This window comes from Actinoplanes awajinensis subsp. mycoplanecinus (assembly GCF_001509495.1).
Classification (GTDB): domain Bacteria; phylum Actinomycetota; class Actinomycetes; order Mycobacteriales; family Micromonosporaceae; genus Actinoplanes; species Actinoplanes palleronii.
Genome location: NZ_LLZH01000292.1, coordinates 51,674 through 72,962, shown reverse-complemented (window position 1 = coordinate 72,962; position 21,289 = coordinate 51,674). Strand labels below are relative to the sequence as shown.

At 71.3% G+C, this 21,289-nt stretch carries 21 protein-coding genes; 12 read left to right on the top strand and 9 right to left on the bottom strand.

Annotated features, from left to right (window positions below; genetic code table 11):
• Together ADL15_RS57165 and ADL15_RS33145 are read left to right on the top strand one after the other, a co-directional pair.
• On the top strand, positions 1-106 hold a 106-nt coding region (locus ADL15_RS57165), incomplete at its 5' end, for an elongation factor 1-alpha C-terminal domain-related protein (RefSeq protein WP_394326965.1).
• Positions 107-110: 4 nt separating this feature from the next.
• Complete coding sequence (locus ADL15_RS33145; protein ID WP_067699382.1) at positions 111-1,031, top strand: 2-hydroxyacid dehydrogenase; 921 nt, start codon at positions 111-113, stop codon at positions 1,029-1,031.
• Positions 1,032-1,059: 28 nt separating this feature from the next.
• On the opposite strand, the gene chrA is transcribed toward ADL15_RS33145, so the two are convergent.
• Genes chrA through ADL15_RS33130 form a run of 3 tightly spaced genes read right to left on the bottom strand, consistent with a single transcriptional unit; the run spans position 1,060 to position 3,366 of the window.
• Positions 1,060-2,229, bottom strand: a complete 1,170-nt coding sequence (gene chrA, locus ADL15_RS33140) for a chromate efflux transporter (RefSeq protein WP_067699380.1) — start codon at positions 2,227-2,229, stop codon at positions 1,060-1,062.
• Positions 2,222-2,614 (bottom strand): VOC family protein, encoded by a 393-nt coding sequence (locus tag ADL15_RS33135; protein WP_083972057.1) that lies wholly within the window; start codon positions 2,612-2,614, stop codon positions 2,222-2,224. The genes chrA and ADL15_RS33135 overlap by 8 nt, the downstream gene beginning before the upstream one ends.
• Positions 2,611-3,366 (bottom strand): arsenate reductase/protein-tyrosine-phosphatase family protein, encoded by a 756-nt coding sequence (locus ADL15_RS33130; RefSeq protein WP_067699378.1) that lies wholly within the window; start codon positions 3,364-3,366, stop codon positions 2,611-2,613. Before ADL15_RS33130 ends, ADL15_RS33135 begins: the two co-directional genes overlap by 4 nt.
• A 63-nt stretch (positions 3,367-3,429) precedes the next feature.
• Between ADL15_RS33130 and ADL15_RS33125 the strand changes: the two genes are divergently transcribed.
• The 4 genes from ADL15_RS33125 to ADL15_RS33110 all read left to right on the top strand — a co-directional run bounded on the left by ADL15_RS33125 (position 3,430) and on the right by ADL15_RS33110 (position 6,204).
• The gene (locus tag ADL15_RS33125; protein ID WP_067699376.1) at positions 3,430-4,299 is read left to right on the top strand and encodes a GNAT family N-acetyltransferase; all 870 of its coding nucleotides are present in this window, start codon (positions 3,430-3,432) and stop codon (positions 4,297-4,299) included.
• A 310-nt stretch (positions 4,300-4,609) separates the two neighbouring features.
• Complete coding sequence (locus tag ADL15_RS33120; RefSeq protein ID WP_198171114.1) at positions 4,610-4,897, top strand: YrhB domain-containing protein; 288 nt, start codon at positions 4,610-4,612, stop codon at positions 4,895-4,897.
• A gap of 175 nt (positions 4,898-5,072) precedes the next feature.
• Positions 5,073-5,450, top strand: coding sequence for a hypothetical protein (locus ADL15_RS33115; protein WP_157441747.1), 378 nt, complete (start codon positions 5,073-5,075; stop codon positions 5,448-5,450).
• Between the two features lie 43 nt (positions 5,451-5,493).
• Entirely contained in the window at positions 5,494-6,204 is a 711-nt protein-coding gene (locus tag ADL15_RS33110; RefSeq protein ID WP_157441746.1) for a hypothetical protein, read from the top strand.
• Here ADL15_RS33110 and ADL15_RS33105 read toward each other — a convergent pair.
• Positions 6,185-6,826 (bottom strand): response regulator transcription factor, encoded by a 642-nt coding sequence (locus tag ADL15_RS33105; RefSeq protein ID WP_067699371.1) that lies wholly within the window; start codon positions 6,824-6,826, stop codon positions 6,185-6,187. The two genes, ADL15_RS33110 and ADL15_RS33105, sit on opposite strands and share 20 nt — an antisense overlap.
• A complete protein-coding gene (locus tag ADL15_RS33100; RefSeq protein ID WP_232344709.1) occupies positions 6,814-8,001 on the bottom strand; it encodes a sensor histidine kinase in 1,188 nt (395 codons plus the stop codon). The genes ADL15_RS33105 and ADL15_RS33100 overlap by 13 nt, the downstream gene beginning before the upstream one ends.
• A 131-nt stretch (positions 8,002-8,132) precedes the next feature.
• On the opposite strand from ADL15_RS33100, the gene ADL15_RS33095 reads away from it, so the two are divergent.
• The gene (locus ADL15_RS33095) at positions 8,133-9,323 is read left to right on the top strand and encodes an alpha/beta hydrolase family protein (RefSeq protein ID WP_067699402.1); all 1,191 of its coding nucleotides are present in this window, start codon (positions 8,133-8,135) and stop codon (positions 9,321-9,323) included.
• A 138-nt stretch (positions 9,324-9,461) separates the two neighbouring features.
• Positions 9,462-12,257, top strand: a complete 2,796-nt coding sequence (locus tag ADL15_RS33090) for an MXAN_6230/SCO0854 family RING domain-containing protein (protein ID WP_067699367.1) — start codon at positions 9,462-9,464, stop codon at positions 12,255-12,257.
• 85 nt (positions 12,258-12,342) lie between these two features.
• Here the strand turns inward: ADL15_RS33090 and ADL15_RS33085 are convergent, their stop codons facing one another.
• Entirely contained in the window at positions 12,343-12,846 is a 504-nt protein-coding gene (locus ADL15_RS33085) for a hypothetical protein (protein WP_157441745.1), read from the bottom strand.
• Between the two features lie 305 nt (positions 12,847-13,151).
• On the opposite strand from ADL15_RS33085, the gene ADL15_RS33080 reads away from it, so the two are divergent.
• From ADL15_RS33080 to ADL15_RS33070, 3 genes are all read left to right on the top strand, one after another.
• Positions 13,152-14,813: a helix-turn-helix domain-containing protein gene (locus ADL15_RS33080; RefSeq protein ID WP_067699363.1), complete on the top strand. Its 1,662-nt coding sequence runs from the start codon at positions 13,152-13,154 to the stop codon at positions 14,811-14,813.
• Positions 14,814-15,023: 210 nt separating this feature from the next.
• On the top strand, positions 15,024-17,414 hold the full coding sequence (locus tag ADL15_RS55825; protein ID WP_232344708.1) for a DUF4041 domain-containing protein: 2,391 nt from the start codon (positions 15,024-15,026) through the stop codon (positions 17,412-17,414).
• An 82-nt stretch (positions 17,415-17,496) separates the two neighbouring features.
• Positions 17,497-18,273 carry a hypothetical protein gene (locus tag ADL15_RS33070; protein ID WP_157441744.1) on the top strand — a complete coding sequence of 259 codons (777 nt, stop codon included), beginning with the start codon at positions 17,497-17,499 and terminating at the stop codon, positions 18,271-18,273.
• Positions 18,274-18,282: 9 nt separating this feature from the next.
• Here the strand turns inward: ADL15_RS33070 and ADL15_RS33065 are convergent, their stop codons facing one another.
• From ADL15_RS33065 to ADL15_RS33055, 3 genes are all read right to left on the bottom strand, one after another.
• On the bottom strand, positions 18,283-18,726 hold the full coding sequence (locus ADL15_RS33065) for a hypothetical protein (protein ID WP_067699359.1): 444 nt from the start codon (positions 18,724-18,726) through the stop codon (positions 18,283-18,285).
• 59 nt (positions 18,727-18,785) lie between these two features.
• Positions 18,786-19,517, bottom strand: a complete 732-nt coding sequence (locus ADL15_RS33060) for a DUF4839 domain-containing protein (protein WP_067699357.1) — start codon at positions 19,515-19,517, stop codon at positions 18,786-18,788.
• Positions 19,518-19,602: 85 nt separating this feature from the next.
• Positions 19,603-20,187: a hypothetical protein gene (locus ADL15_RS33055; protein WP_067699355.1), complete on the bottom strand. Its 585-nt coding sequence runs from the start codon at positions 20,185-20,187 to the stop codon at positions 19,603-19,605.
• Between the two features lie 136 nt (positions 20,188-20,323).
• Between ADL15_RS33055 and ADL15_RS33050 the strand changes: the two genes are divergently transcribed.
• A complete protein-coding gene (locus ADL15_RS33050) occupies positions 20,324-21,289 on the top strand; it encodes a phosphotransferase enzyme family protein (RefSeq protein WP_067699398.1) in 966 nt (321 codons plus the stop codon).

Genomic DNA, 21,289 nt, shown 5'->3' with positions numbered 1-21,289 from the left:
GCTGGCCGATGAGTACCGGCGGAACCGGACCACGGGCGGGTTCATCCTGATCGACGAGTCGACCAACCGTACGGTCGCCGCCGGAATGATCATCGAAGCCGCCTGAGCCGGTGCCGACCGTCCTGGTTCCCGACGATCACGGTGTTGAGGTGCTCGCCGGGGTGCCGGCGGTCACCGCGCTGCGCTACACCGCGGGCGAGGTGCCCGCGGGCGGTGACACGGCGGAGGTGCTCGTGGTGCCGTTCGGGCCGGTCGAGCCGCTGATCGCGATGACCACGCGGTTGCCCCGCCTGCGGCTCGTGCAGACCCTGCACGCCGGCACCGAGAGCTGGCGCGGGCGGCTGCCGGCGGGGGTCCTGTTGTCGAACGCGCGTGGGGCGCACGGTGCGGCCACCGCGGAGTGGGCGCTGGCCGGGCTGCTCGCCGTCTATCGCGGGCTGCCCGGGTTCATCGCGGATCAGGCCGCCGGGCAGTGGCGGTGGCGGACCACCGATTCGCTGCAGGGCAAGCGCATCCTGATCCTCGGAGCGGGGGACCTGGGCACCTGTTTACGCCGGCTGGTGACGCCGTTCGGTACGTCGGTCACCATGGTCGCTCGCCGTCGGCGGTCCGGCGTACAAAATCTGTCTGATCTTGCGGACCTGCTGCCGAGCCATGACGTGGTCGTGGTGATGCTGCCGCACAGCGAGGCGACACATCACCTGGTCGACGCGGCCTTTCTCGCCCGGATGCCAGATGGCGCGGTGCTGGTCAATGCGGCCCGCGGACCCCTGGTGGACACCGACGCGCTGGTGGCGGAGCTGCGGCGGCGCCGGATCCGGGCGGTGCTGGACGTGACCGACCCGGAGCCGCTGCCGGCGGGCCATCCGCTCTGGACGGCGCCCGGCGTGCTGATCACCCCGCACGTGGGTGGCAGCGTGCACGACTACCGGCTGCGGGCCTGGCGGGTGGTGGCCGGCCAGATCGCCCAGTTCGCGCGCGGCGACGTGCCGGACAACCTGGTGCGCGCCTCGCCCCCGATCGCCACGTGATCGGTCCCGGGGCTGTCCTCGACGGCGGTCAGTGCGGGAGGTCGCCACCGGCGAGAACGATGACGACGCCGGCCGCGGCGGCGGTCAGCAGGGTCAGGACCGGGCCACGGCGCACGCCCAGCGCGAGAACGGCGGCGACGGCGAGCACGGCGTACTGCCACGGTTCGGTCAGGGCGCGGACCAGCGGGACGGCGGAGCCGAGGATCGCCCCGATCGCGGCGGGGCCGGCGCCGTCGAGGAACGCCCGCACCCGCTGGTCACCGCGCAGCCGGTCGAAGTGGTCGGCACCCAGCAGGATGAACGCGAAGGACGGGCTGAACGCGACAGCGGCGGCGAGCAGACCGCCACCGATGCCGGCGGCGGCATAGCCGACCACGGCGACCGTGTGCACGACCGGACCAGGAGTGATCTGGCCGAGCGCGACCGCGTTGAGGAACTGGGCGGGACTCATCCAGTGGTGTTGCCCGACCGCGTCGGCCTGCATGAGCGGGATGATGACGAACCCGCCACCGTAGGAAAGAGCGCCGACCTTCAAGGCTGTCCAGGCCAGCGGGAGCAGCACACCGCCGCCGAGCCCGGCCACCGCGAGCAGCGGAACGGCGCGCGTGGGCGGCCGGATCCGGCCGGGCAGCCGCCGGCCCAGGACCTCGCTGACGCCGCACGCGACGAGCAGCAGGACCAGCCACGGCCCGATGGTCGCCGCGGCGATCGCGCCGAGCAGCAGGTAGGTCGCCCACCGCAGCCGGCTGCCCTGCTGGCGTGCCCGGTTCAGCCCGGCGGGGATCAGGCTGGTGCCGGCCTGCACGGCGATCGCGGCGACCGCCGCGCCCGCGCCCGCCCCGGCGGCCTTGACCCAGGTCGGAGGGTCGCCGAGAAACAGCGCCGCGAGAGCGAGGATCGCGATCAGCCCGGGCAGGATGAACGCGGCGCCACCGGCCAGCGCGCCCACCCGGCCGCGGACCCGCCCGGCACAGAAGATCGCCAGCTGGGTGGAGGCCGGGCCGGGCAGCAGGTTGCAGGCGGCGATGGCGTCCTCGAACTCCTGCGCGTCGAGCCACTTCCGGTCGTCGACGCAGAGTTTGCGCAGCAGGGCGATGTGCGCGGGCGGGCCGCCGAAGCCGATGCAGCCGATGCGGCCCCATTCCTTCAGAACGGTCGCAAGATCGGCGCGGTGCCGGGTGGCGGGCAGGTCAGCCATGAGCGGGCTCGAAGAGCTCCACGGGGTTGCCGGCCGGATCGTCCAGGACGATCTGCCGCCCGCCCGGCCCGGTGATGACGTCACTGCGGAAGACCACACCAGCCGTGCGCAGCCGGGCCACCTCGGTGTCGATGTCGCCGACGATCAGATGGATGCGGTTCCAGCCGCCGGGCTGCGGCCGGCGTCCGTCGGGCATGGCGCGCCCGGCGGAGCTGTCCGGGCCGGACAGCAGCAGTCGCAGGTGACCGCGCCGGACGTCGGCGAACGCGGGCAGGAACGTGGTGATCGAGGTGAATCCGAGGTGGCCGGTGTAGAAGCCGAGCGCGGCGGCTACGTCGTCGACGAGATAGCGCACGCTGACGGTGCTGTCCTCGATGGTGGTCATGATGCCTCCTTCGGTCGGTCGGTGAGGGTGTGCAGCAGGAAGCCGATGCGCTGGGTGAGCTCGTCGGCGGTCCGCTCGAACGCGGGCGGGCCGTCCGGGCCGGCGGCCGGGTCCGCGATGCTCCAGTGCACCGGTCGTGGATGGCCGGGAAAGCCGGGGCAGACCTCCTTGACCCGGTCGCACAGGGTGATCACGTGGTCGAAGTGCTGACCGGTGAATTCGCCCAGGTGCTTGGGTCTGGCGCCGGCCAGGTCGATCCCGCGCGCCGCCATGGTGCTCACCGCGCTCGGATGAACCGGCTTCGGCGCGCTGCCGGCGCTGAACGCGTGCACGGCCCCGGCGCTGCGGTGACGCAGCAGCGCCTCGGCCATCTGCGAGCGTGAGCTGTTGCCCGTGCACAGGAACAACACCCGTCCGGTCACCGCGAGCACGGGTACGGGCCGGGTGAGGCGCAGGCCCGGGTGCAGTGCGGCACCGGTGCCGGACAGCAGGTCCCCGCAGCGGTCCAGGTCGAGCGAGTAGTAGGTGTCGCGGCCGTCAGCGCTGCTGCGCCGCGCGGTCACCAACGCCGCCTTGCGCAGCTTGCCCAGGTGATACGAGACGAGATTCTGTGGCTGACCGAGCACCGCGGTCAGCTCGTGCACGGCGCGATCGCTGCGGGCCAGCTCGCTGAGCAGCCGCCACCGCACCGGGTGCCCGGCGGCGGTCACGAACCCGGGCACCGCGACGGTGCCGGGCGTCTCTGTCGTCACGCCCGCAGATTACATCAAACTGATTTGATGCAATAGGCGCGCCGGTATCGGGCATGATCGGGTATGCGATCGGGCCACTGGCACCTCACCGCGGACGTCGAGGACTTCCTCGCCCGGGCCGGAGACTTCCTGCGCTCCCGTCCGGATGTGCACACCATGCCGCTGTCGGTCACCGCGAAGCTGCGCACACCCGGCGGCGGTTCCCCGGGCGCCGTCTTCGGGCTGCTGGAGCAGGCGGGGGAGGTCCGGGCCAGCTGCTACCGCCTTCCGGCCGGTGGCCTGAGCGTCACCGCCCTGACGCCCGAGCAAGCCGACGCCCTGGCCGCCCACCTGGCCGCCCTCGGGCACGCGTTTCCCTCGGTCGGCGCGGAACGTGCCACCGCCGCGGCGTTCGCCGAGGCCTGGCAGCGGCACACCGGCGCGACGCCGGCGCTGCGGGTCCGGCTCCACCTGCTCCGTCTCGGCGTGCTCACGCCGCCCGAGCCTGCCCCGGCCGGTCGCGCCCGACGCGCCGCCGAGCGGGACCACCCGCAGGTCGTCCGCTGGTGCGGTGAGTTCGCCGCGGACGTGGGGGAGCCGGTCACCATCGACGCCGGTTCGTGGGCCGGTACCCGCTACGCCGAGAAGGCGTACACGTTCTGGGAGACCCCGGACGGCACGCCGGTCGCCATGGCCGGGGTGAACCCGATGGTCGCCGGCCAGGTTCGGGTGGATCCCGTGTACACCCCGATCCGTCTGCGTGGCCGTGGCTACGCGGGTGCGGTGACGGTTGAGGTGAGCCGGGCCGCGCTCGCCGCGGGGGCGACCGACGTGGTGCTGTTCACCGACGCCGCCAATGCGACGAGCAACGCCCTCTATCGACGCCTCGGCTACGTCCCGGTCGGCGAGTGGGCCACCTACGGCTTCAGCCCTGCCGAGCCGGCGGCCGGATAGGGCGCACGACCAGCTCGGCCGTGTTGTCCGGGCGAGCGGCCCGCCCGCCGGACCTCATCGCGACCGTCGATCAGTGCCTTGGTCTTTCCCGGCGGCAGCCTCGGCCGGCCAGGCGACGCCGGTGTGGGCGTCGAAACGGTAGGTCCACTCGTCGTCTACCGCAGTGGCGGCGGGGCTCGGCGCCCGGGCATCCCGCAGCGCGGTGCGGCTGGTGGACGTCGCAGGATGGCCTGCGCGAACGTCCGCGGGGCGGGGCTGCCCCGACGGGTTCCGCACCGGCGGAGCGACGGAGGCGTACAAAATAATGGTTTTGAAACGACCTGATCAGGGTGTTGTCCTGCAGGACGCCTATCAGCGGGCGCAGGAACTGCTTGACGAGACGGTGCGGCGGGACACCGGCGATGTGGTGATCGTGTCGTGCACGGAGTTCCCGAGTTCGTGGGTGTTCGGTTACCAGACGCGCCGGTTCATGCGCGGTGACGTCATGGCCTCGATGGTCGGGAATGGGCCGGTGGTCGTGCCGAAGTCGGGTGCGGAGCCGTACACGGGTGGGTCGGCCACGCCGATCGCCGAACAGGTGGGTGAGAACCCGGTCTAGTGGCCGGACGGATGTTGGCGCGCCTCTGCGGAGCGGGTCGTGGACAGGCGATGCGCCGCCCGGGTTGCCGCGGCGGCGCGATCGCCGGTGTGCTGGTTGACAGGTACATGGGTAGCGTAGTCCACTATTCGATAGAGCTTGACTCTATCCACTTGGCAGTAGGGGACAACGAAGCATGACGACCAGACCGTTTTTGATCGCGCTGACGGCCACCGTTGCACTGGCCCTCGCCGGGTGCGGCGGCAGCGATGCGCCTGCGGAGACCGCCGATGGCGCCGCGCCGGTGAACGGCAAACCGGCCGCGGCGGCGGGTGGCTCCTACGCGGCGAAGGATGTCTGCGCCTACCTGAAGGGCGAGATCCCGGCGCTGAAGAAGATCGGCAGCCCGGTCGGGCGGCACGCCAACCTGGCCGGGAACCTGGCCACCTTCTTCGAGTCCCACGGCAAGCCGGAGAGCGGGGCCGCGCTGGACGCGGCGACCAAGGCGGAGTGCCCGGCGGTGCGTACCGAAGTGCTGGACTTGATCGACGTGGACGGTTTCAACGCGTTCTAGTGCCGTCGGCACATCCGTGCGCCACCAGGTTTCAGGAGGGCTCGTGTCCACTGTCTGCACCATCTCATCGGCGCGAACACGACGGCCGTGGCTTCTTCCGGTCGCCGTGGCCGGACTGGTCCTGGCGGCTCTGGGCGGCTGCGGGCCGGCCAACGCCGGGTCCGATGCCGCCCCGCCGGTTGCCGCCGGCACCAGCCAGGACGCTGCCGCCGCCGATCCGGCCGCCGGCGATGACCCCGAGGCCGCCGACGCACCCGAGGCCGCTGACGCACCTCAGGCCGATGCTGCGAAGACCGGCGATGCTCCGAAGGCCGGCGGGGGTTCTCCGGGCGGCGGAAAGCCCGCCGGTGGAAAGCCTGCCGGCGGCACCACGTCCAGCAGCACGCCGGAGCCGAGCCTTCAGCCGACACCGGCCGCGACCAGGAAACGCACTCTGCCGCCCGGGGCGGTGGTGACCGTGCAGCCGCTCGTGCCGACCATCGTTTACTTCCAGGTCGCGAAGAAGCCCACCTGCCGGACCGTGAAGGACGGGGTGGTCCACGAAGGTACGCCGGTGGTCCTCGAGTGGAAGGTCACCGGCACTGACCGGGTGCAACTCAGTGTCGACGGCCCGGGCCTCTATGCCGAATACGGCCCGGCCGGATCGGATTCACTCTTCTTCCCTTGCGACTCCTCACACCGGTACACGTTGACGGCGATCGGCCTCGGTCGTAACAAGGACCGGACGTTGGTGGTCAGGGTCCCAGGAACTTGAGGACGGCGAGCACGCGACGGTGGTCGGTGCCGGTGGGTGGCAGGTCGAGTTTGGTGAGGATGCTGCTGACGTACTTCTCGACCGCGCTGTAGCTGACCTTCAGCGCGTCGACGATGCCGTTGTTGGAGCGGCCCTCGGCCATCAGCCGCAGCACCTCCAGCTCGCGCGGGGTGAGGCGGTCGAGAGGGTCGTGGCGGTGACGCACCATCAGCTGGGCGACCACCTCGGGGTCGAGCACGGTGCCGCCGGCGGCCACCCGCCGCAGGGCGTCGAGGAAGTCGGACACGTGGGCGACCCGGTCCTTGAGCAGGTATCCGACGCCGCTGGCCCGGCCGGACAGCAGGTCGGTGGCGTAGCGCTCCTCGACGAACTGGGACAGCACCAGGACGGCGACCGACGGGAACTGGTGGCGGATCACGAGGGCGGCCCGGATGCCCTCGTCGGTGTGGGTGGGTGGCATCCGCACGTCGATGAGGGCCAGGTCGGGCCGGTGCGCGTCGACCGCGCGCAGCAGCTGCTCGGCGTCGGCCACCGCCTCGACGACGTCGAACCCGCCGTCGGCGAGCAGCCGGGTCAGGCCCGCGCGGAGCAGGACCGAGTCCTCGGCGATCACGATGCGCACGGCAGCTCCACAGTGATCCTCGTCGGCCCGCCGGCCGGGCTGTGCAGAGCGAACGTACCGTCGACCGACGCGGCGCGCTGCGCGAGGCCGTGCAGCCCGGTGCCGTCGCTGCCCGGCGGCCGATGGGTGCCCAGGGTCGCGCCGCCGCGGCCGTCGTCGGTGATGACGACGTGCAGCCGGTCGGCGACCCGCTCGACGGTGATCTCGGCCCGGTCGGCGCGGGCGTGTTTGGCGATGTTGGTGAGCGCCTCGGCGACGATGAAGTAGGCGATCGCCTCGATGACCGGCGAGCAGCGCGCCGGCACGGCGACGTTCAGCCGCACCGGCAGCGGCGCGCGAGCCACGATGCCGGACAGGGCCGCGTCCAGCCCGCGGTCGTTGAGCACGGCCGGGTGCAGGCCGCGGACGAACTCGCGCAGCTCGGCCAGGGCCTGGGTGGCCTCGTCGTGCGCGGCCTCGATGGCCTGCCGGGCGGGCTCCGGGGTGTCGGTGAGGTTGGCGCGGGCCATGCCCAGGTTCATCGCCAGCGAGACCAGCCGTTGCTGGGCGCCGTCGTGCAGGTCACGCTCGATCCGGCGGCGTTCGGCGTCGGTCGCGGCGACGATGTCGGCGCGGGTGCGGGACAGCACATCTATGCGCACGGAAAGCTGCTCGCTGCGGCTCGGGCCGAGCAGTGCCCGCACCGCGGCCGTGTCGACGTGTGCCACCGCCCGGGCCACCCACGGCGCCGCCAGCAGCGTCGCCGGGATCAGCAGACCCAGCGCTGGGTTGATCCTCCCGAGGACGATGGCAGCGCCCAGCCCGGCCCCGGCCAGCCAGCACGCCGCGGTGGCGGTGGCGCCGACGGTGCCGATGAACAGCGCCAGCACGTGATAGGCGAGCTGGCGCCACCTTCCCCGCGGTGGGGCCGGGAGGATCTCGACGCCGAGCAAGGCCCGGAACCGCCGGCGCTGCAGGGCGGTCAGGCGTGGCACGGCCGGCACCACCAGCACCGGGGCCAGCACGGTGAGCACGACGAACGTGGCGGTCAGCGCCCAGGCGTCAGGCGACGCGTAGATGAGGCTCCACACCGCGCAATATCCCAGCCCGATCGGCAGCCCGGCGGTGAGCGCGAAGCTCAGCACGCCGACCGGCAGCCCGGTGAGTGCGTGCACAGTGCGCTTGGTCGAGGTCACGTCAACAAGGTAGACACCGTCGCGGCGGCGGGCCACGAGGACGTCCTCCGCTTGTGGATGAGGAAAACCCCACCCCGGAGCGGCTGCCTGCCCCACCGACATCCGGGCCGGGGCCGGGCAGGGTGATCGGCATGCGTAAACGATCCTTGCCGGTGAGCCGCCGTGAACTGCTGGCCGCCGCCCTGCTGACTTCCGGTCTCGGGCTGGTCGGCACGGCCGCGCCCGCCGCCGCCCGGCCCCGGGCCCTCAGCCGGTTCACCCTGCCCGCACCGACCGGCCCGGCCTGCCTCGGCACCGTCGCGCTCCACCTGGTCGACCCCACGCGCACCGACCCGTGGGTGCCGGCCCACCCGGCGCGCGAGCTCATGGTCCAGATCTGGTACCCGGCACGGGACACCCGCGCCTATCCGGCGGCACCGTGGCTGTCGGCGGGCGCGGTGCCGCACTTCGCCGACAGTTTCGGGCTGCCCGCCGACCTGGTGCGCGCCACCACCACGCACGCCCGGACCGGCGCGCCGGTCGACCGGCGCACCGGCGGCCACCCGGTCCTGCTCTACTCGCCGGGTCTCGGGGGCGACCGCGGCACCAGCACGGCTCTGGCCGAGGACCTGGCCGGCCACGGGTACGTCGTGGTCACCATCGACCACACCCACGACGCCAGCGAGGTGGAGTTCCCCGACGGGCGGGTGGAGGTCGCCGCCATCCCGGAGATCGACGACCAGGTCATCGCGCAGGTCGCCGCGGTCCGCGCGGCCGACACCCGGTTCGTCCTCGACCAGCTGGCCGCCATCAACGCCGGCACCCACCGGCTCACCGGCGGACTGCGCGGCGCCGTCGACCTGAGCCGGGTCGGCATGTTCGGCCACTCCCTGGGCGGCAGCACCACCGCGGCCGTGATGCACGACGACCCGCGGGTCAGGGCCGGCGTCAACCTGGACGGCACCCTGGTCGGCGCCGCCGCCGTCGCGGGCTCCGAGCGGCCGTTCCTGCTGCTGAGCAGCGACCACGGTCCCGGCGCCGAGGACCCCAGCTGGGACACGTTCTGGGCGAACCAACGAGGCTGGAAACGGGAGCTGTCCCTGAGCGGCGCGGCCCACGGCTCGTTCAACGACGGTGTGGTGTTCTATCCGCAGGCCGCTCCGATCATCGGGCTGACACCCGAGCAGCTGGCGGAGCTGGTCGGGACGCTGGAGCCGCAGCGGTCGGTCGCGATTCAGCGGGCGTATCTGCGGGCCTTCTTCGACCAGCACCTGCGGGGCGGGGACGGCCGGCTGCTGCGGGCGGCGGATCCCCGCTACCCCGAGATGCGGTTCGTTCGATAAATAGGTCGCGGATTTTTCCAAGATCCTTCTAGGATCGGCGACGCGGTGGGCGGCTCCCTACGGTGCTTCCTTCTCTCCCACTTTCGAAATGTTTAGCGTCGTTTCTCTCCGCCCACCGCCTTTTCGGGAGGATCACTTTTGGATCAGTTGGCCACCGTCGTACTGCGGCGTACCGGGCGGGTCACCGTCATCGGCACGGGGCAGGCACCTGTGGACGGGGCCGAGTGGTCGGTCGCCCTCGAAGCCGATCTCGCCGCGCGCGGCTGGCTGATGCACGACGAGCTGCGCAAGGCCACCACGCGGCTGCCGGTGACGGTGCGGGTGCGATGGGCCGACTGGCTGCTCGCGGTGCTCGACGAGGACACCGGCGCGGATCGCCCGCTGGTCCCGCTCTATCGATCGTTTCCGGACACGCCCCGTGATCCGGCGGCGGTGTTCGTGCGGCGGCTGCTCACCCACCTGTTCGCGGTCCCGGGAGCGCCGTGCGTGCTGTGCGGGCGCGACGAGATCGGGTCGCCGCTGGACCCGTGCGGGCATCCGGTCTGCCCGGCCTGCTTCCCCGCGGAGCAGGTCAGTGGATGTCCGATCTGCGGGCGGCGGCTGACCTCGGGGAACGCCTACCTGACGCCGGTCGCGCCGCCGCCGACGTCGCGGCCGGGGAATCCGCTGGGCGAGGAACTGCTGCCGGTCCGGGTCGCCGGGCTGGAGACTGATCCGTACGCGGCCGCGGTCGAGCTCCGGGACCAGCTGATCGCCCGGCCGGGCGCGTTGAACGAGCGTGACCGTGCCGACCTGAAGGCCCTGATCGGGGTCACCGCGCCGGGGCGGCTCGACTGGCTGCCCGAGGTGGTACCCGCCCGGGAGACCCATGCGCTGGTCCTCGCGTGGGCGCTGCGGGAGTCACCGCAGGTCGTCGACGCCGTCGGGGCGCGCTGGGACACGGTCACCGACGTGGCCCGGACGCTGTGGGCCTACTCCGACGGTGATCCCGGGCTGGTGGAGCTGTCGTCGCGGGTGCGGGCCCTGCCCCGGGCGTTGCGGCGGGCCGTGCTGGCTCATCTGGACTCCCGCGGGGCGGTCAACGCGGCCGAGGACATGCTGCGCCATGCGACGGTGTGGAAGCGGCTGGGGGAGCGGCTTCATCCGTACGAGACAGTGCGGAACCATCCGGCGGCCGCTGTCGCGTTCGCGGCCTTGCGTGGCACCCGTGCCGCGCGATCCGGCGCCCTCGGCCGGGCCATCGTGGAGCAGGCCGGCGACCAGCTCGACGTCTCGGCCCACCCGGACGGCACCGTCTCGATCCGGCTGCGCAGTCACGCGTCGCTGGTCGAGCGGGCCCTCGCCGGCGGTGACGTGCCTTCCGCCGCCCGGCTGCTCACCCGGCGCCCGGGCGACCTGTGGCGCCGTCTCGACCACCTGCTGCGCAAGGCCGGGGACGCACCCGACGCGCTGACAGCGGTCACTTCGGCGCTGCGCGAGACAGCGCCCCGGGTGTCACCCGGCGTGCTCGCCGCCGCGGCCGCTCAGCTGTCGCACCGCGCAGCGACGGTGCGGGCTTCGCCGGCGGACGTGGCGGTCGTCAAGCGGTCCCGGGCCGGTGCGCTGGCCGCCCGCCGGGCCCGTGACCAGGCCACCGTCCCCCTGGTGACCGGCCTCGACGACGTGCTGCGCGACGCCGCGCGCCGGCACGGCGTGCCCTCGGCCGTTCCGGAGCCTCCCCTGTTCCCGGCCGTTGCCGAGCCGCCGGCCGCTCCCTCGGAGGGGTTGAGCCTGGTCGGCGGGCGGCCCGGGCCCGGCATGCCGCGGCGCATCTTCTTTCCGCGCGGCAGCGTCGTCACCACCTGGACCGAGCCGGAGAACCGCGCCGCCCTTCCGGCTCCGGTGACCGCGACGGTGCGGGCGATCGCCGATGACGAGCTGACCGGGCGGGCCTCGGCGCTGCCACGGTTCGACCTGGCGGTGCTCGACGGCGCGCTCGCCGACGTGCCGGCGCCGGTGCGGGAGCGGGCCGGGTCCGCGCAGCTCGCGGGATGGCCACGGGGCAGCGTGCGAAACTTGCCGGCGGCCGGGATCCTGCGGCTCTTCCTGCACTGGGAAGAGCCCGAGAAGACCCGGGTCGACCTGGACCTGTCGTGTGCCTTCTTCGGCGCGGACTGGCGGCGAGCGGGGTACTGCGACTTCTCACGCCTGCGGTTCGCCGGGGACGCCGCGATCCACTCCGGTGACCTGACGTCGGCCCCGGCACCCCTGGGCGCCACCGAATACCTCGACCTCGACATCGACCTGCTGGTCGCGGCGGGCGCGCGGTACGCCGTACCGATGATCTTCAGCTTCAACGGCATTCCGTTCGAAGCCCTGACCGCGGCGATCGCGGGCCTGATGCTGCCGTTGCGGGGTGGCGAACAGTTCGACGCCGCCCGCGTCGCCCAGCGGTTCGACCTGCGAGGCGACGCCCGGATGACGATGCCGTTCGTCGTCGACCTGGAACGCCGTAACCTGCTCTGGACCGACCTGACCCTGCCCGCTTCGGCCGACTACTACGACGTGGGCCGCTTCGGTGACCAGCTCGCCCGGGCCGCCGCCGACCAGCGGGAACACTTCCTCGGCGGCCACCGCGCCACGGTGCTGGACGCGCTGGCCTGGCACGCCGCGGCCCGGGCCGATCGCATTCTGGTCACCCACGCCGACGGCACCTGCACCGAGGTCCCGGCGTCACCGGCCGCGATCCGCGCCGCCGCGGCCCGGCCCAGCGGCGATCGCCCGTTCGTTGCCGGTGCCGGGTTGACGATGCTGGCGGGCGCTGTTGATGCCGTTGCCCTGGACGGGTTGGTGCCGGGGGCGGGGTCGGTCGCGCTGACGGTGACCGGCCGGCCCGGGTCGCGGTGGACCGCGCTGAGCGCGATCGACATGCTGGGCGAACTGCCACCGGGCTGATGTTTTGACCTCGCTCGGCAACGGGTCGAGCGCCGGCCGACGCCGCCGGGAGATGTCCCGGCGGCGTCGGCTGCTCGGTGCGCCGTCAGCAGGTGATCTGCAGGACGTCGATGAACTGCGCGTCGTTCACCTTGATCCAGGCGCTTGTCGTGTTGTGGCGGTTGTACTCGTACCGGCCGAGCAGCGCCGGGCCGATCCACTTGTTGACCACCGTGGTGCAGCCGGCCGACGCCATGAACGCGTCGGTGTCGCGGTACTTCACGTAGTTGCCGGAGTACTGGTTCTGGGTAAGCCACATGTCCGCCGGGTAGAGGTCGCTGCGGTCCCAGTTCTGCCAGGGATAACACGGGTACAGGCGGTCACCGTAGTAGTTGGCGCCCGAGTCGAAGCACCAGTTGTTGCTGATCCGGATGTAGTGCTGCGAGTGGTTGGTGACCTCGCCGCCGCACCCCACCGTCGTGCACGTTCCTCGTGCCGCGGCTGCCGACACCGGCGACGCCGCGTCGCGCGGCACGGCGGCGTGCCCCGGCGTCGGCGCGAACGCCACCAGTGCGGCGAGCAACGTCGCCAAAGCGATGAGTCTCTTCATCGTTTCCCCCGTTCTCCGGTGCCCCGGTTGCCGGCCCCGCCGGGCCCTGAGCACCTGCCTGGATCCACGGTGTGGCGGGGTCGGACGCCGGACAAGGCTTCCGCCGGCGAATGGGACGCTGGGACGAAAAGGCGCCTCTGACCAGTTACGACGTGGCGGTCTGGGACGCCGTCCCGGCCTCCGGCCGCGGGGTGCAGTCCGTAACCGGACAGGGATGCGTGTCAATGGGCGATAGGTTCGGGCGTTGCGCGGTGCGACGCTCGGGCGGGTCATCCGCGCAGCAGCGGTCGGGGCGGAGGCGAACGATGGCGGCGAGCGATCCCGGTGCGGAACTCGGGCGGATGCTGACCCGGCTCAAGGAACACTCCGGCCTCAGCTACCAGACGCTCGGCAGCCGCACGTACCTGAGCAAGTCGGCCGTCCACCGGTACTGCGCGGGCAGCTCCACCCCGGCCGACTTCGGCACCGTCGAACGGATCGGCCGGGCCACCGGCGCCGGTCGATCCGAGCTCGAGCAACTGTTCCAGCTGTGGTCGCGGGCAGCGGCGCGTACCGATGCAGTCCCCACCGCAGTCGCGCACCATCGTGCGGACGGTGACGTGCCGCCCGCCGATCGTGACCCCCTCCCGGCGCGGCCCGCAGCGCGCCGGTCGCGCCGCCTCCCGATGGTCCTGAGCCTGATCATGCTGCTCGGCCTCGTCGTCGTGCTCAACGGACAGCGCGGCACCGCCGGCCGCGGCGCGGCGGCCGAGACCGCGAAGGCCCAGTGGATCAGTGGGCCGACCTGGACGCTGCCGGCCGAACCGGTCGGCGGCCCGTTGTTCGGCGTGACGATCAACAGCAAGACCGGGCACATGCCCGGCTTCCCGGTCGGCGCGGTACGGCTGTGGGACAGCGGGACGCTGTGGGCCGCGCTCCAGCCGGAGCCCGGCCGTTTCGACTGGACGCTGCTCGACCGGCAGGTCGAGGGTGCCGAGGCCGCGTCGCTGCCGGTGCTGTTCGTGCTCGGTGGCACGCCGGGCTGGGCCGCGCCGGCCGGGCCGCGGGCGCCCTACCCCGAAGATGCCCGGGCGGCGCCGCCCGACGACCCGGCGCGCTGGGACGCTTTCGTCTCCGCGCTGGTGCACCGGTTCGCCGGCCGGATCGAGGCGTACGAACTGTGGGTGCTCGCCACCGACCGGCGCTTCTACAGCGGCAGCGTGGAGAACCTCGTCGACATGACCCGCCGGGCCAACAAGATCATTAAGCGTACGGATCCGCGCGCCACTGTCGTCTGCCCCGGCATGGGAAACCTGTGGACCGCCGAGGGCCGGCAGCTGCTGCGCCGGTTTGCCGAGCTGGGCGGGTACGACCACTGCGACGTCGCCGGCATCAAGCTCTACCAGCGCAGTGCCGCCGACCCGCCCGAGACGATGCTGCAGCTGACCACCGTCGTGGACGAGATCCTGCACACGGTCGGCGTGCATCCACGGATCTGGAACACCGGGACGACGTACACGATCCCGCTGCAGGGCCGGCTCGACGAGGCCACCGCCCGCAACTATGCGGTGCGCTTCTACCTGGTCGGCCTGCTGGCGCGGAAGACCTTCCTCGAGCGGATGTACCTGTACAACTGGGGCGGCGCGAAGGTCCCGATCGTGCTGCAGGTCGACGGTGGGTCCCCGACACCGGCGGCGCAGGCCATCGCGACGGTGCAACGGTGGCTGGCGGGGGCCCAGGTCTACTCGTGCGGCCACGGCCCGGCCATCGATCTGCCGCCGAACGCCTGGCAGTGCCGGTTCACGCTGCCCGCCGGCACGCACCGCACCCAGGCCGCCATCATGTGGACGCACGAGGGCGCCGCGAGCCTCACCGCCGCGGTCGACATGGTCTCCGTCCAGCACCTGGACGGCACGTCGGCACCGGTGTCCGGCGGCTCTCCGCTGACCATCGGCGAGGACCCGGTCCTGATTCGATACAACTCGTAATCCGCGGTGCATTCGACAGGGGAGAACCGTCGGGGTGCGGCGGGGCTATCGGTATTTGCGGGATTATGGCCGCGGGTTGTATCGGGCCGGTCACCTTTCGTCTACCGTTTGTTCCTCCCCAATGTCCTGACCGACCGGGCGGTCAGAGCAGGAGTTTCGTGGGAGCGTCGATCGCAGATGTGATCACTGAATCGTCTTACCGTGTCGGCCATGTCGGTACCGTTTGATCTTTGGGGCCAGCGCGGCTGGGCCTCTACCGAAGTCGTCGGCGAACAGTTCTACGCGAAGTCGATCAAAGCACTGTTCGGCGCGAGTCTCCCCGCCGACGGCGCCGAGACGAAGGCGACGGTGAGTCTGCTTCCGGAGCCGTTGAACCAGCATGATCGAAACGCGGTCGGCGTTTGGGCCGGTTCCGGGCAGATCGGCTACCTGTCCCGGCAGGACGCGGCCCGATACTTCCCGATCCTGATGCCGCTGGTCACGCGAGGTTGGACGCCGCAGGTGTCGGCGACCATCTGGGCTGCGGGCTCGCGTCAGAACGGGTTTCATGCCGCCGTACGGCTCGAACTGGCCGAACCGCACCTGCTGGTGCCCGCGAACCCGCCGCCGGCCGTACCGTATCGGCTGCTGCCTGTGGGTGCGGCCATTCAGGTCACCGGCGAGGAGAAGCACCTGGACACCCTGGTGCCGTGGCTTCGTCCGGAAGGCGAATGCTGGGTGCATGTGACCCTGCACGAGGTGACCGAGCAGTTGCCGCGCAGCTCCCGCACCGTTGTCGAGGTGCGGATCCAGGGCGATCGGGTCGGCCAACTCAGCCCGAAGATGAGTGGGGACATGCTGGCCGCGATCCGGCACCTCGGCGAGAGTGAGCTGGCCACGGCGGCTCGGGCGATCGTCAAGGGCAACCGGATCAAGGCGGAGGTCGTGCTGTACACGGCCCGGGCGCACGATCTGCCCGACAGCTGGCTCGGCACCGGCGCGGCGGCGGCCGTCGTCCCGCCGGTAGCGGCAGCGATTCCGGTGGCCCCGTCCAGGGAACCCGGTGTTGAGACGGTCAGGGCCACGCCGGTTCCGGCCCCGCGGCGCTCTGCGGAACCGGTTCTCGTCTCGCCACCGGTGGTCGCGCCGCCGAGGCCCGCGCCGCCGGTGGTGGTGCCCGCGCCGCCGCCGGTGGTGGTGCCCGCGCCGGCCGCCTCCGCTGCGAAGATCCCGCTGTTCGGCGCCCGCACCAAGGCGCGCGAGCTGGCGGCCGAGGTGACGCAGTTGCACGCGTACCTCGAAACTCTCCGCGCCGAGAAGGACCGGTCAGCGACCGAGGTGACCCAGCTGCGCGCGGAGCTGGAGCGTCTCCGCGCCGAGATGGATCGGCTCGGGATCCTCGGGGTCCAGAAACTGGAGGAATACCGCGCGCAACTGGAGCGGGAGACCGCGGAAAAGGCCGCCAAGGGCCTCGCCGAACACACGAACCTGCAACATCGGTTGGCGGAGCTGCGGCAGCAGGTCCTGGTGACCGAGGAGAAGGCCCTGCTGCAGGAAGCGGGTGTCTACGAGTATCAGCATCCGCTCCATGACGCGGTCGCCTACCAGGTCGCCCTCGCCGGTCTGCAGGAACAGATCAAGAGCCTGGTGAAGACGGATGGGGGAGCGGTACACACCGCTGTCGGCTGGACGGTCAACGGTTCGACCGCGCAGGGGCGCACCATGCTGCGCGACTATGCGAAGTTGATGCTGCGTGCCTACAACGCCGAGGCCGACAACCTGGTCCGGACGCTGAAGCCGTACAAATTGCCGGCCGCCGTCGAACGACTGGGCAAGGTGGCCGCCACCATCGTCCGCCTGGGTAAGACGATGGACATCCGTATCGCTGAGGAATACCACCGCCTGCGTATCCGGGAGCTCGGCCTCACCGGCGACTACCAGGAGAAACTGGCGGAGGAAAAGGAGCGGGACCGCGAGGAGAAGGCCCGGCTGCGCGAGGAACGGCGGCTTCAGCAGGAGATCGAACGGGAACGGGCGCGCCTGGACAAGGAACGCCAGCACTATGCCAACGCCTTGGCCGCCCTGCAGACCGCGGGCGACACCGCGGGCGCGGCGCAGTTGCAGGAACGGCTCGCTCAGATCGACACCGCGATCCAGGACGTCGACTACCGGGCCGCCAACGTCCGGGCCGGTTATGTGTACGTCATCTCGAACCTCGGCGCCTTCGGGGAGCAGATGGTGAAGGTGGGAATGACCCGCCGCCTCGACCCGATGGACCGGGTGCGTGAACTCGGCGACGCCTCGGTGCCGTTCACCTTCGACGTGCACGCGCTGTTCTTCGCCGACGACGCGGTCAGCATCGAGGCGCAGATGCACGCGAGGCTCGCTGACCGGCGGGTCAACCTGGTCAACCAACGGCGCGAATTCTTCTACGCGACTCCGGCCGAGGCTAAGCAACACCTGATGGAACTGACCGGGAGCCTTCTGCAGTACGAGGAGGTTCCGGAGGCACTTGAGTACCGGCAGAGCCGTACCCAAGCCCAGCAGAACCATTCCCAGACTCAACCAGGTGCGGGACGTGTCCTCGATTCGACAGGTTCGGGGTCACGGGCTCGCTTGTGAGTGGGACTGCCCGGTGGTGATGTCGCAGTGATGGCGGACCGGTCGGCTCGCCATCGCCGGTGCGGCGAAAGGGGGTGTGGTCATGGCGGAGAAACCGGTGGGCGCGGAGGAGATGCTGCGACCGTTGGAATGGGCGGTGCCCGCTGCGGACCTGACAGCGAACGTGAAACTGCAGGACCTGCTCATCGGCCTGCAACTGCTCGGCACCGACGAGCAGCGCGCGCAGGCCGCCACCAACGAGTGGAACAAGGACACTCCGGGTTCGATCCAGGTCATCAGGTCCGGGGCGATGGGGATCACCCGCTGGTGGGCCCGGCTGACGCGATGGGTCGCCGGGGCCGGGGGTGTGGCGGCGGTCCTCGGTACGACGGCGGGGGCGATCACGGCCGTGCGGGAGGCGCTGGGTGAACCGCTGATCGTCGCGCTCGTCGCCGGCGGGGCGGTGGTCACCGCGTCCGCGTTGCTGTCTGCCGCGCTGCTCATCAAGGGTGACCTGGAAGCGCGCGGGGTCGCCACGGCCGCGCGCAACTCGGGTCGCGCCGAGGTGGCCGCGGCGTTCCTGACAGGGACGGCCACTCTTCCCGGCCAGGCGAAGGGGCAGGCGCTGGCCGCTGAACTCACCGCGGCCCTGTCGGGCGGCCGGCCGGTGTTCGTGCAGTGCCAGGACCTGCTGGATCCGCAGCGTGTGACCGGGCTCTCGCGGGTGACCGCCGGGGGATACCAGGTGAACCTCGGCGGGGACCTCTGGAGACCGATCGAGCACGTGATCGGCTACCGGATCGAGGCGCCGCCCGCTGCCGGGGCTGCCCCCTCGGCCAATGGGCGCAGCAAGGTCCGCAAGCCGTTCGGGGCCCGGTGACGCCCGGCTTCAGCTGTAGGTGATGACAGCCCTGGTGGAATCGTCGGTGATGACGAATTGGGAGAGACACGTGCCGGTGCTGGACGCGACCTCCCAGGCATGCCCCCGATAGCTGGTGTAGCTGACGCTGCTGCCCGGCGGGAGCGCGCGAGCCGAGTCCCGGCTCCCGAGCGTGGTGCGCCAGTAGAGAATGAGCGGCACCCGGCTGCGGTTCGACACGGACAGAGCAACCTCCGTCCGGTCGACCTGCCGCGACTGCAGTGCTCCGCATGGATACTTCGACACGCCGACATAGATGTAGGGAATCGGCTGGCGGACCGCGTCGGCGGCGCCGGGAGTGACGCAGTCCCCGGGTTGGCAGTCAGCGGCGACGGCCGGCGCCGGGCAGACCCCGAACCCCGCGCCGGCAATGACTCCTACGGCCGCAGCCACCACCCGTGTCAGCATGTCCATGTACCGGAGTCCATCACCCCGTCGCGGGCACCGTTCCGGTGTTCGCGGACAGCGGACCGCTATCGAACTTCCGTCGACACCGGGTGGAGATGGAAAAGGCACTGCGCCGCGTTGAACTCGACCACCTCGGCGACGAAGCGGAACTTGTCGCCCTCGCCCACGGTGGCGGGAATGCTCGTGCCGGTCAGGTTCAAGTCGAGGATGTTGACGTCCTCGTACTTGAAGGCCGGTCCGGCCGTCGTCTGCGGTCCCTTGTCGCCGGGGCCCAGCAGGAAGTCGTAACGGGTGTTGTAGTCGCCGTGGCGCGCCATGTTCACGATCGAGCCGTTGAAGGCGATGGTCTGGCCCTCGTGGCTGGTGGCGAACTTCGCGTTGGCGTCGTCGCAGTAGTCCAGCTTCAGCAGTGCCGCGAATTCGGGGTTGTTCTGCGGTGTGATCACCTTGGCGGCGGCCGACTCGGTCGCGGACGGAGTCGTAGTCGGCCCAGCGGACGACTTTTCGCTTGCAGCGGCCGCCGTTTTGTTCGGCTCGTCCTTCTTTTCGTTTTCGTCACTGAAGGCCGCGGCAAGTCCGATGACAAGGGCCAGGACCACGGCACCGCCGACCGCCGCGCCGACCAGGAGCTTCGGCACCGCCTTTTTCGGGCGTCGGAAGTTGAGGGTGGAGCGCAGCGTGCCCTGGGACTGTTCCACCAGCTCCCAGCCATCCTTCTGCATTTTCGAGATCACCAGGCCGTCGGTGCCGCGAACCGTCCGCACGGTGTTGTACTCATACTTGATCTCGTCGGCCATGCCGTTCCGCGCTCCCTGAATGAACTGTTCCCATGAACTGCCACGCGATCATAGGGACTGCGCGAGGAATTCGGCATCGCCAAGATCACCCTTGTGCGGCCGGGCATTTGGTGAATGGCAAATCGCCGGAGTTGCGGGGTTTTAAGGGTAACGAGAAAGCCCACCCGTCATCTCGTTCGTAGACGTCGAACTCCAGGACGTCGCTGATGACGGTGTCCGGGCCGATGTTGTCCATCTCCATCTCCAGCGTCACCACCTGTCCGGACATCAGGTCGGCTCCCAGTACGGACACGCCCCAGCTGCCGGCCGCCGTGGTGGCCGGCGGGTCGTTCCACCGCGGCGACCTCCCCGGTTTCGGGGTGGGGACGAGAAACGCCACCTGGCGGGCCAGGATCGGCGACATCGGGTCGACCGTGACGCGGCCCTCGGTGAGCACGAGCCGGTCACCGTGCGGCGAGCACCAGGTGCCGAAGAAGTCTGCCTCCGGTGGCGCCGCGGCCGGCGAGGTGACGGGCTCCAGCGCGAAGGCGACAACCTTGAGGCCCGCGACGGCGACCAGTCCCGCGACGACCAGGAGCACACCGACGAGCGCCAGCACCCCACGCCACGGCCGGGCACGTGTCGCGCTGATCTGCTCGTCGTGACGGATCCGATCCCACCGCTTCGACATCCCGGCCCTCCCCATCTCGAAATGATCTTGTGGGAGGTGAGGCGGCTGGGGAAGAGGGTGGTTCGACTCTCCCCGGAACCTTCACATCCGGCGTGCGGCGAGCGGGATCGGCCGACGCTGTGGTGGGATGCGGCGCATGGTCGCATCGCTGGTGCCGGTGGTGGAGATGTTGTGGGAGCCGGGTGATGCTCGCGCGGCGCTCAGCGGGCGGTTCGGCTTCCGAAGCGGGGAAGCGGCTGGGCGGTGGGTTGCTGAGCTGCTGGATCAGCACTGGGGTGTCCGCGTTGACTCCTGTGAGCGGATCGTGATGAGTGGCGGCAATGCGCTCGCCTGGGTGGGGACGCCGGGCGGGCGGATGCTCGCGAAATGGTCGGTGGCGCCCGCCCGGTTCGCGCGTCTGGCGGAGGTTGCGCGCGTCACGAGCTGGCTTCGCGGTCAGGATGTGCCGGTGTCGGCGCCGGTTCCCGCGCGGGACGGGCGCCTGCAGGTCGAGGTGGACGGGGTCTCGGTGGGCCTGCAGCACGAGATGGCGGGCGACCTGCTCGACATCGCCAACCCCGTTCTGGTACGGGCGGCGGGCGCGATGGTGGCCAGGTTGCAGGCCGTGCTCGCGGTTTGTCCGTACGCTGAAAAGCTTGGAAAAATCACCGCGGTGCGCAAAGGGCTGGGGGAGCGGGTCGTCGGCTGGCTCGACGGCGACGCCGGGCACCTGCCGGTGCAGGCCCGTGACATGCTCCGCGCGCGGGCCGCCGCCGCGCCGCCCGACCGGCTTGCGGGGCAGCTGGTCCACTTCGACTTCCGCTCCGCCAACGTCCTGTGTGCGGGTGACGAGGTGGCCGCGGTCCTCGACTTCGAGGAGGCCCGGCACGACCACCCGCTCGTCGAGCTGGCCCGCGCCGCGGTGCTGCTCGGCACCCGATACCACGATTGGGGTCCGGTCTCGGCCGAGGTCCGCGCGGAGTTCTTCGCCGGCTACGAGTCGGTGTGCCCGTTGACGGCTGACGACGCGGCCTGGCTGGACATCCTCGTACGATGGCAGGCTTTGATGATGGTGCCCCGCGGTGACGATCCGACCGGGTGGGGCGCGTCCGCGCTGGGCTGA

Coding starts and splice junctions, on each gene's coding strand:
- ADL15_RS33060 (WP_067699357.1), bottom strand. CDS start 19,517: ATGGCCGACGAGATCAAGTATGAGTACAACACCGTGCGGACGGTTCGC.
- ADL15_RS33065 (WP_067699359.1), bottom strand. CDS start 18,726: ATGGACATGCTGACACGGGTGGTGGCTGCGGCCGTAGGAGTCATTGCC.
- ADL15_RS33050 (WP_067699398.1), top strand. CDS start 20,324: ATGGTCGCATCGCTGGTGCCGGTGGTGGAGATGTTGTGGGAGCCGGGT.
- ADL15_RS33070 (WP_157441744.1), top strand. CDS start 17,497: ATGGCGGAGAAACCGGTGGGCGCGGAGGAGATGCTGCGACCGTTGGAA.
- ADL15_RS33080 (WP_067699363.1), top strand. CDS start 13,152: ATGGCGGCGAGCGATCCCGGTGCGGAACTCGGGCGGATGCTGACCCGG.
- ADL15_RS33125 (WP_067699376.1), top strand. CDS start 3,430: ATGCGATCGGGCCACTGGCACCTCACCGCGGACGTCGAGGACTTCCTC.
- ADL15_RS33095 (WP_067699402.1), top strand. CDS start 8,133: ATGCGTAAACGATCCTTGCCGGTGAGCCGCCGTGAACTGCTGGCCGCC.
- ADL15_RS33135 (WP_083972057.1), bottom strand. CDS start 2,614: ATGACCACCATCGAGGACAGCACCGTCAGCGTGCGCTATCTCGTCGAC.
- ADL15_RS33055 (WP_067699355.1), bottom strand. CDS start 20,187: ATGTCGAAGCGGTGGGATCGGATCCGTCACGACGAGCAGATCAGCGCG.
- ADL15_RS33115 (WP_157441747.1), top strand. CDS start 5,073: ATGACGACCAGACCGTTTTTGATCGCGCTGACGGCCACCGTTGCACTG.
- ADL15_RS33085 (WP_157441745.1), bottom strand. CDS start 12,846: ATGAAGAGACTCATCGCTTTGGCGACGTTGCTCGCCGCACTGGTGGCG.
- chrA (WP_067699380.1), bottom strand. CDS start 2,229: ATGGCTGACCTGCCCGCCACCCGGCACCGCGCCGATCTTGCGACCGTT.
- ADL15_RS55825 (WP_232344708.1), top strand. CDS start 15,024: ATGTCGGTACCGTTTGATCTTTGGGGCCAGCGCGGCTGGGCCTCTACC.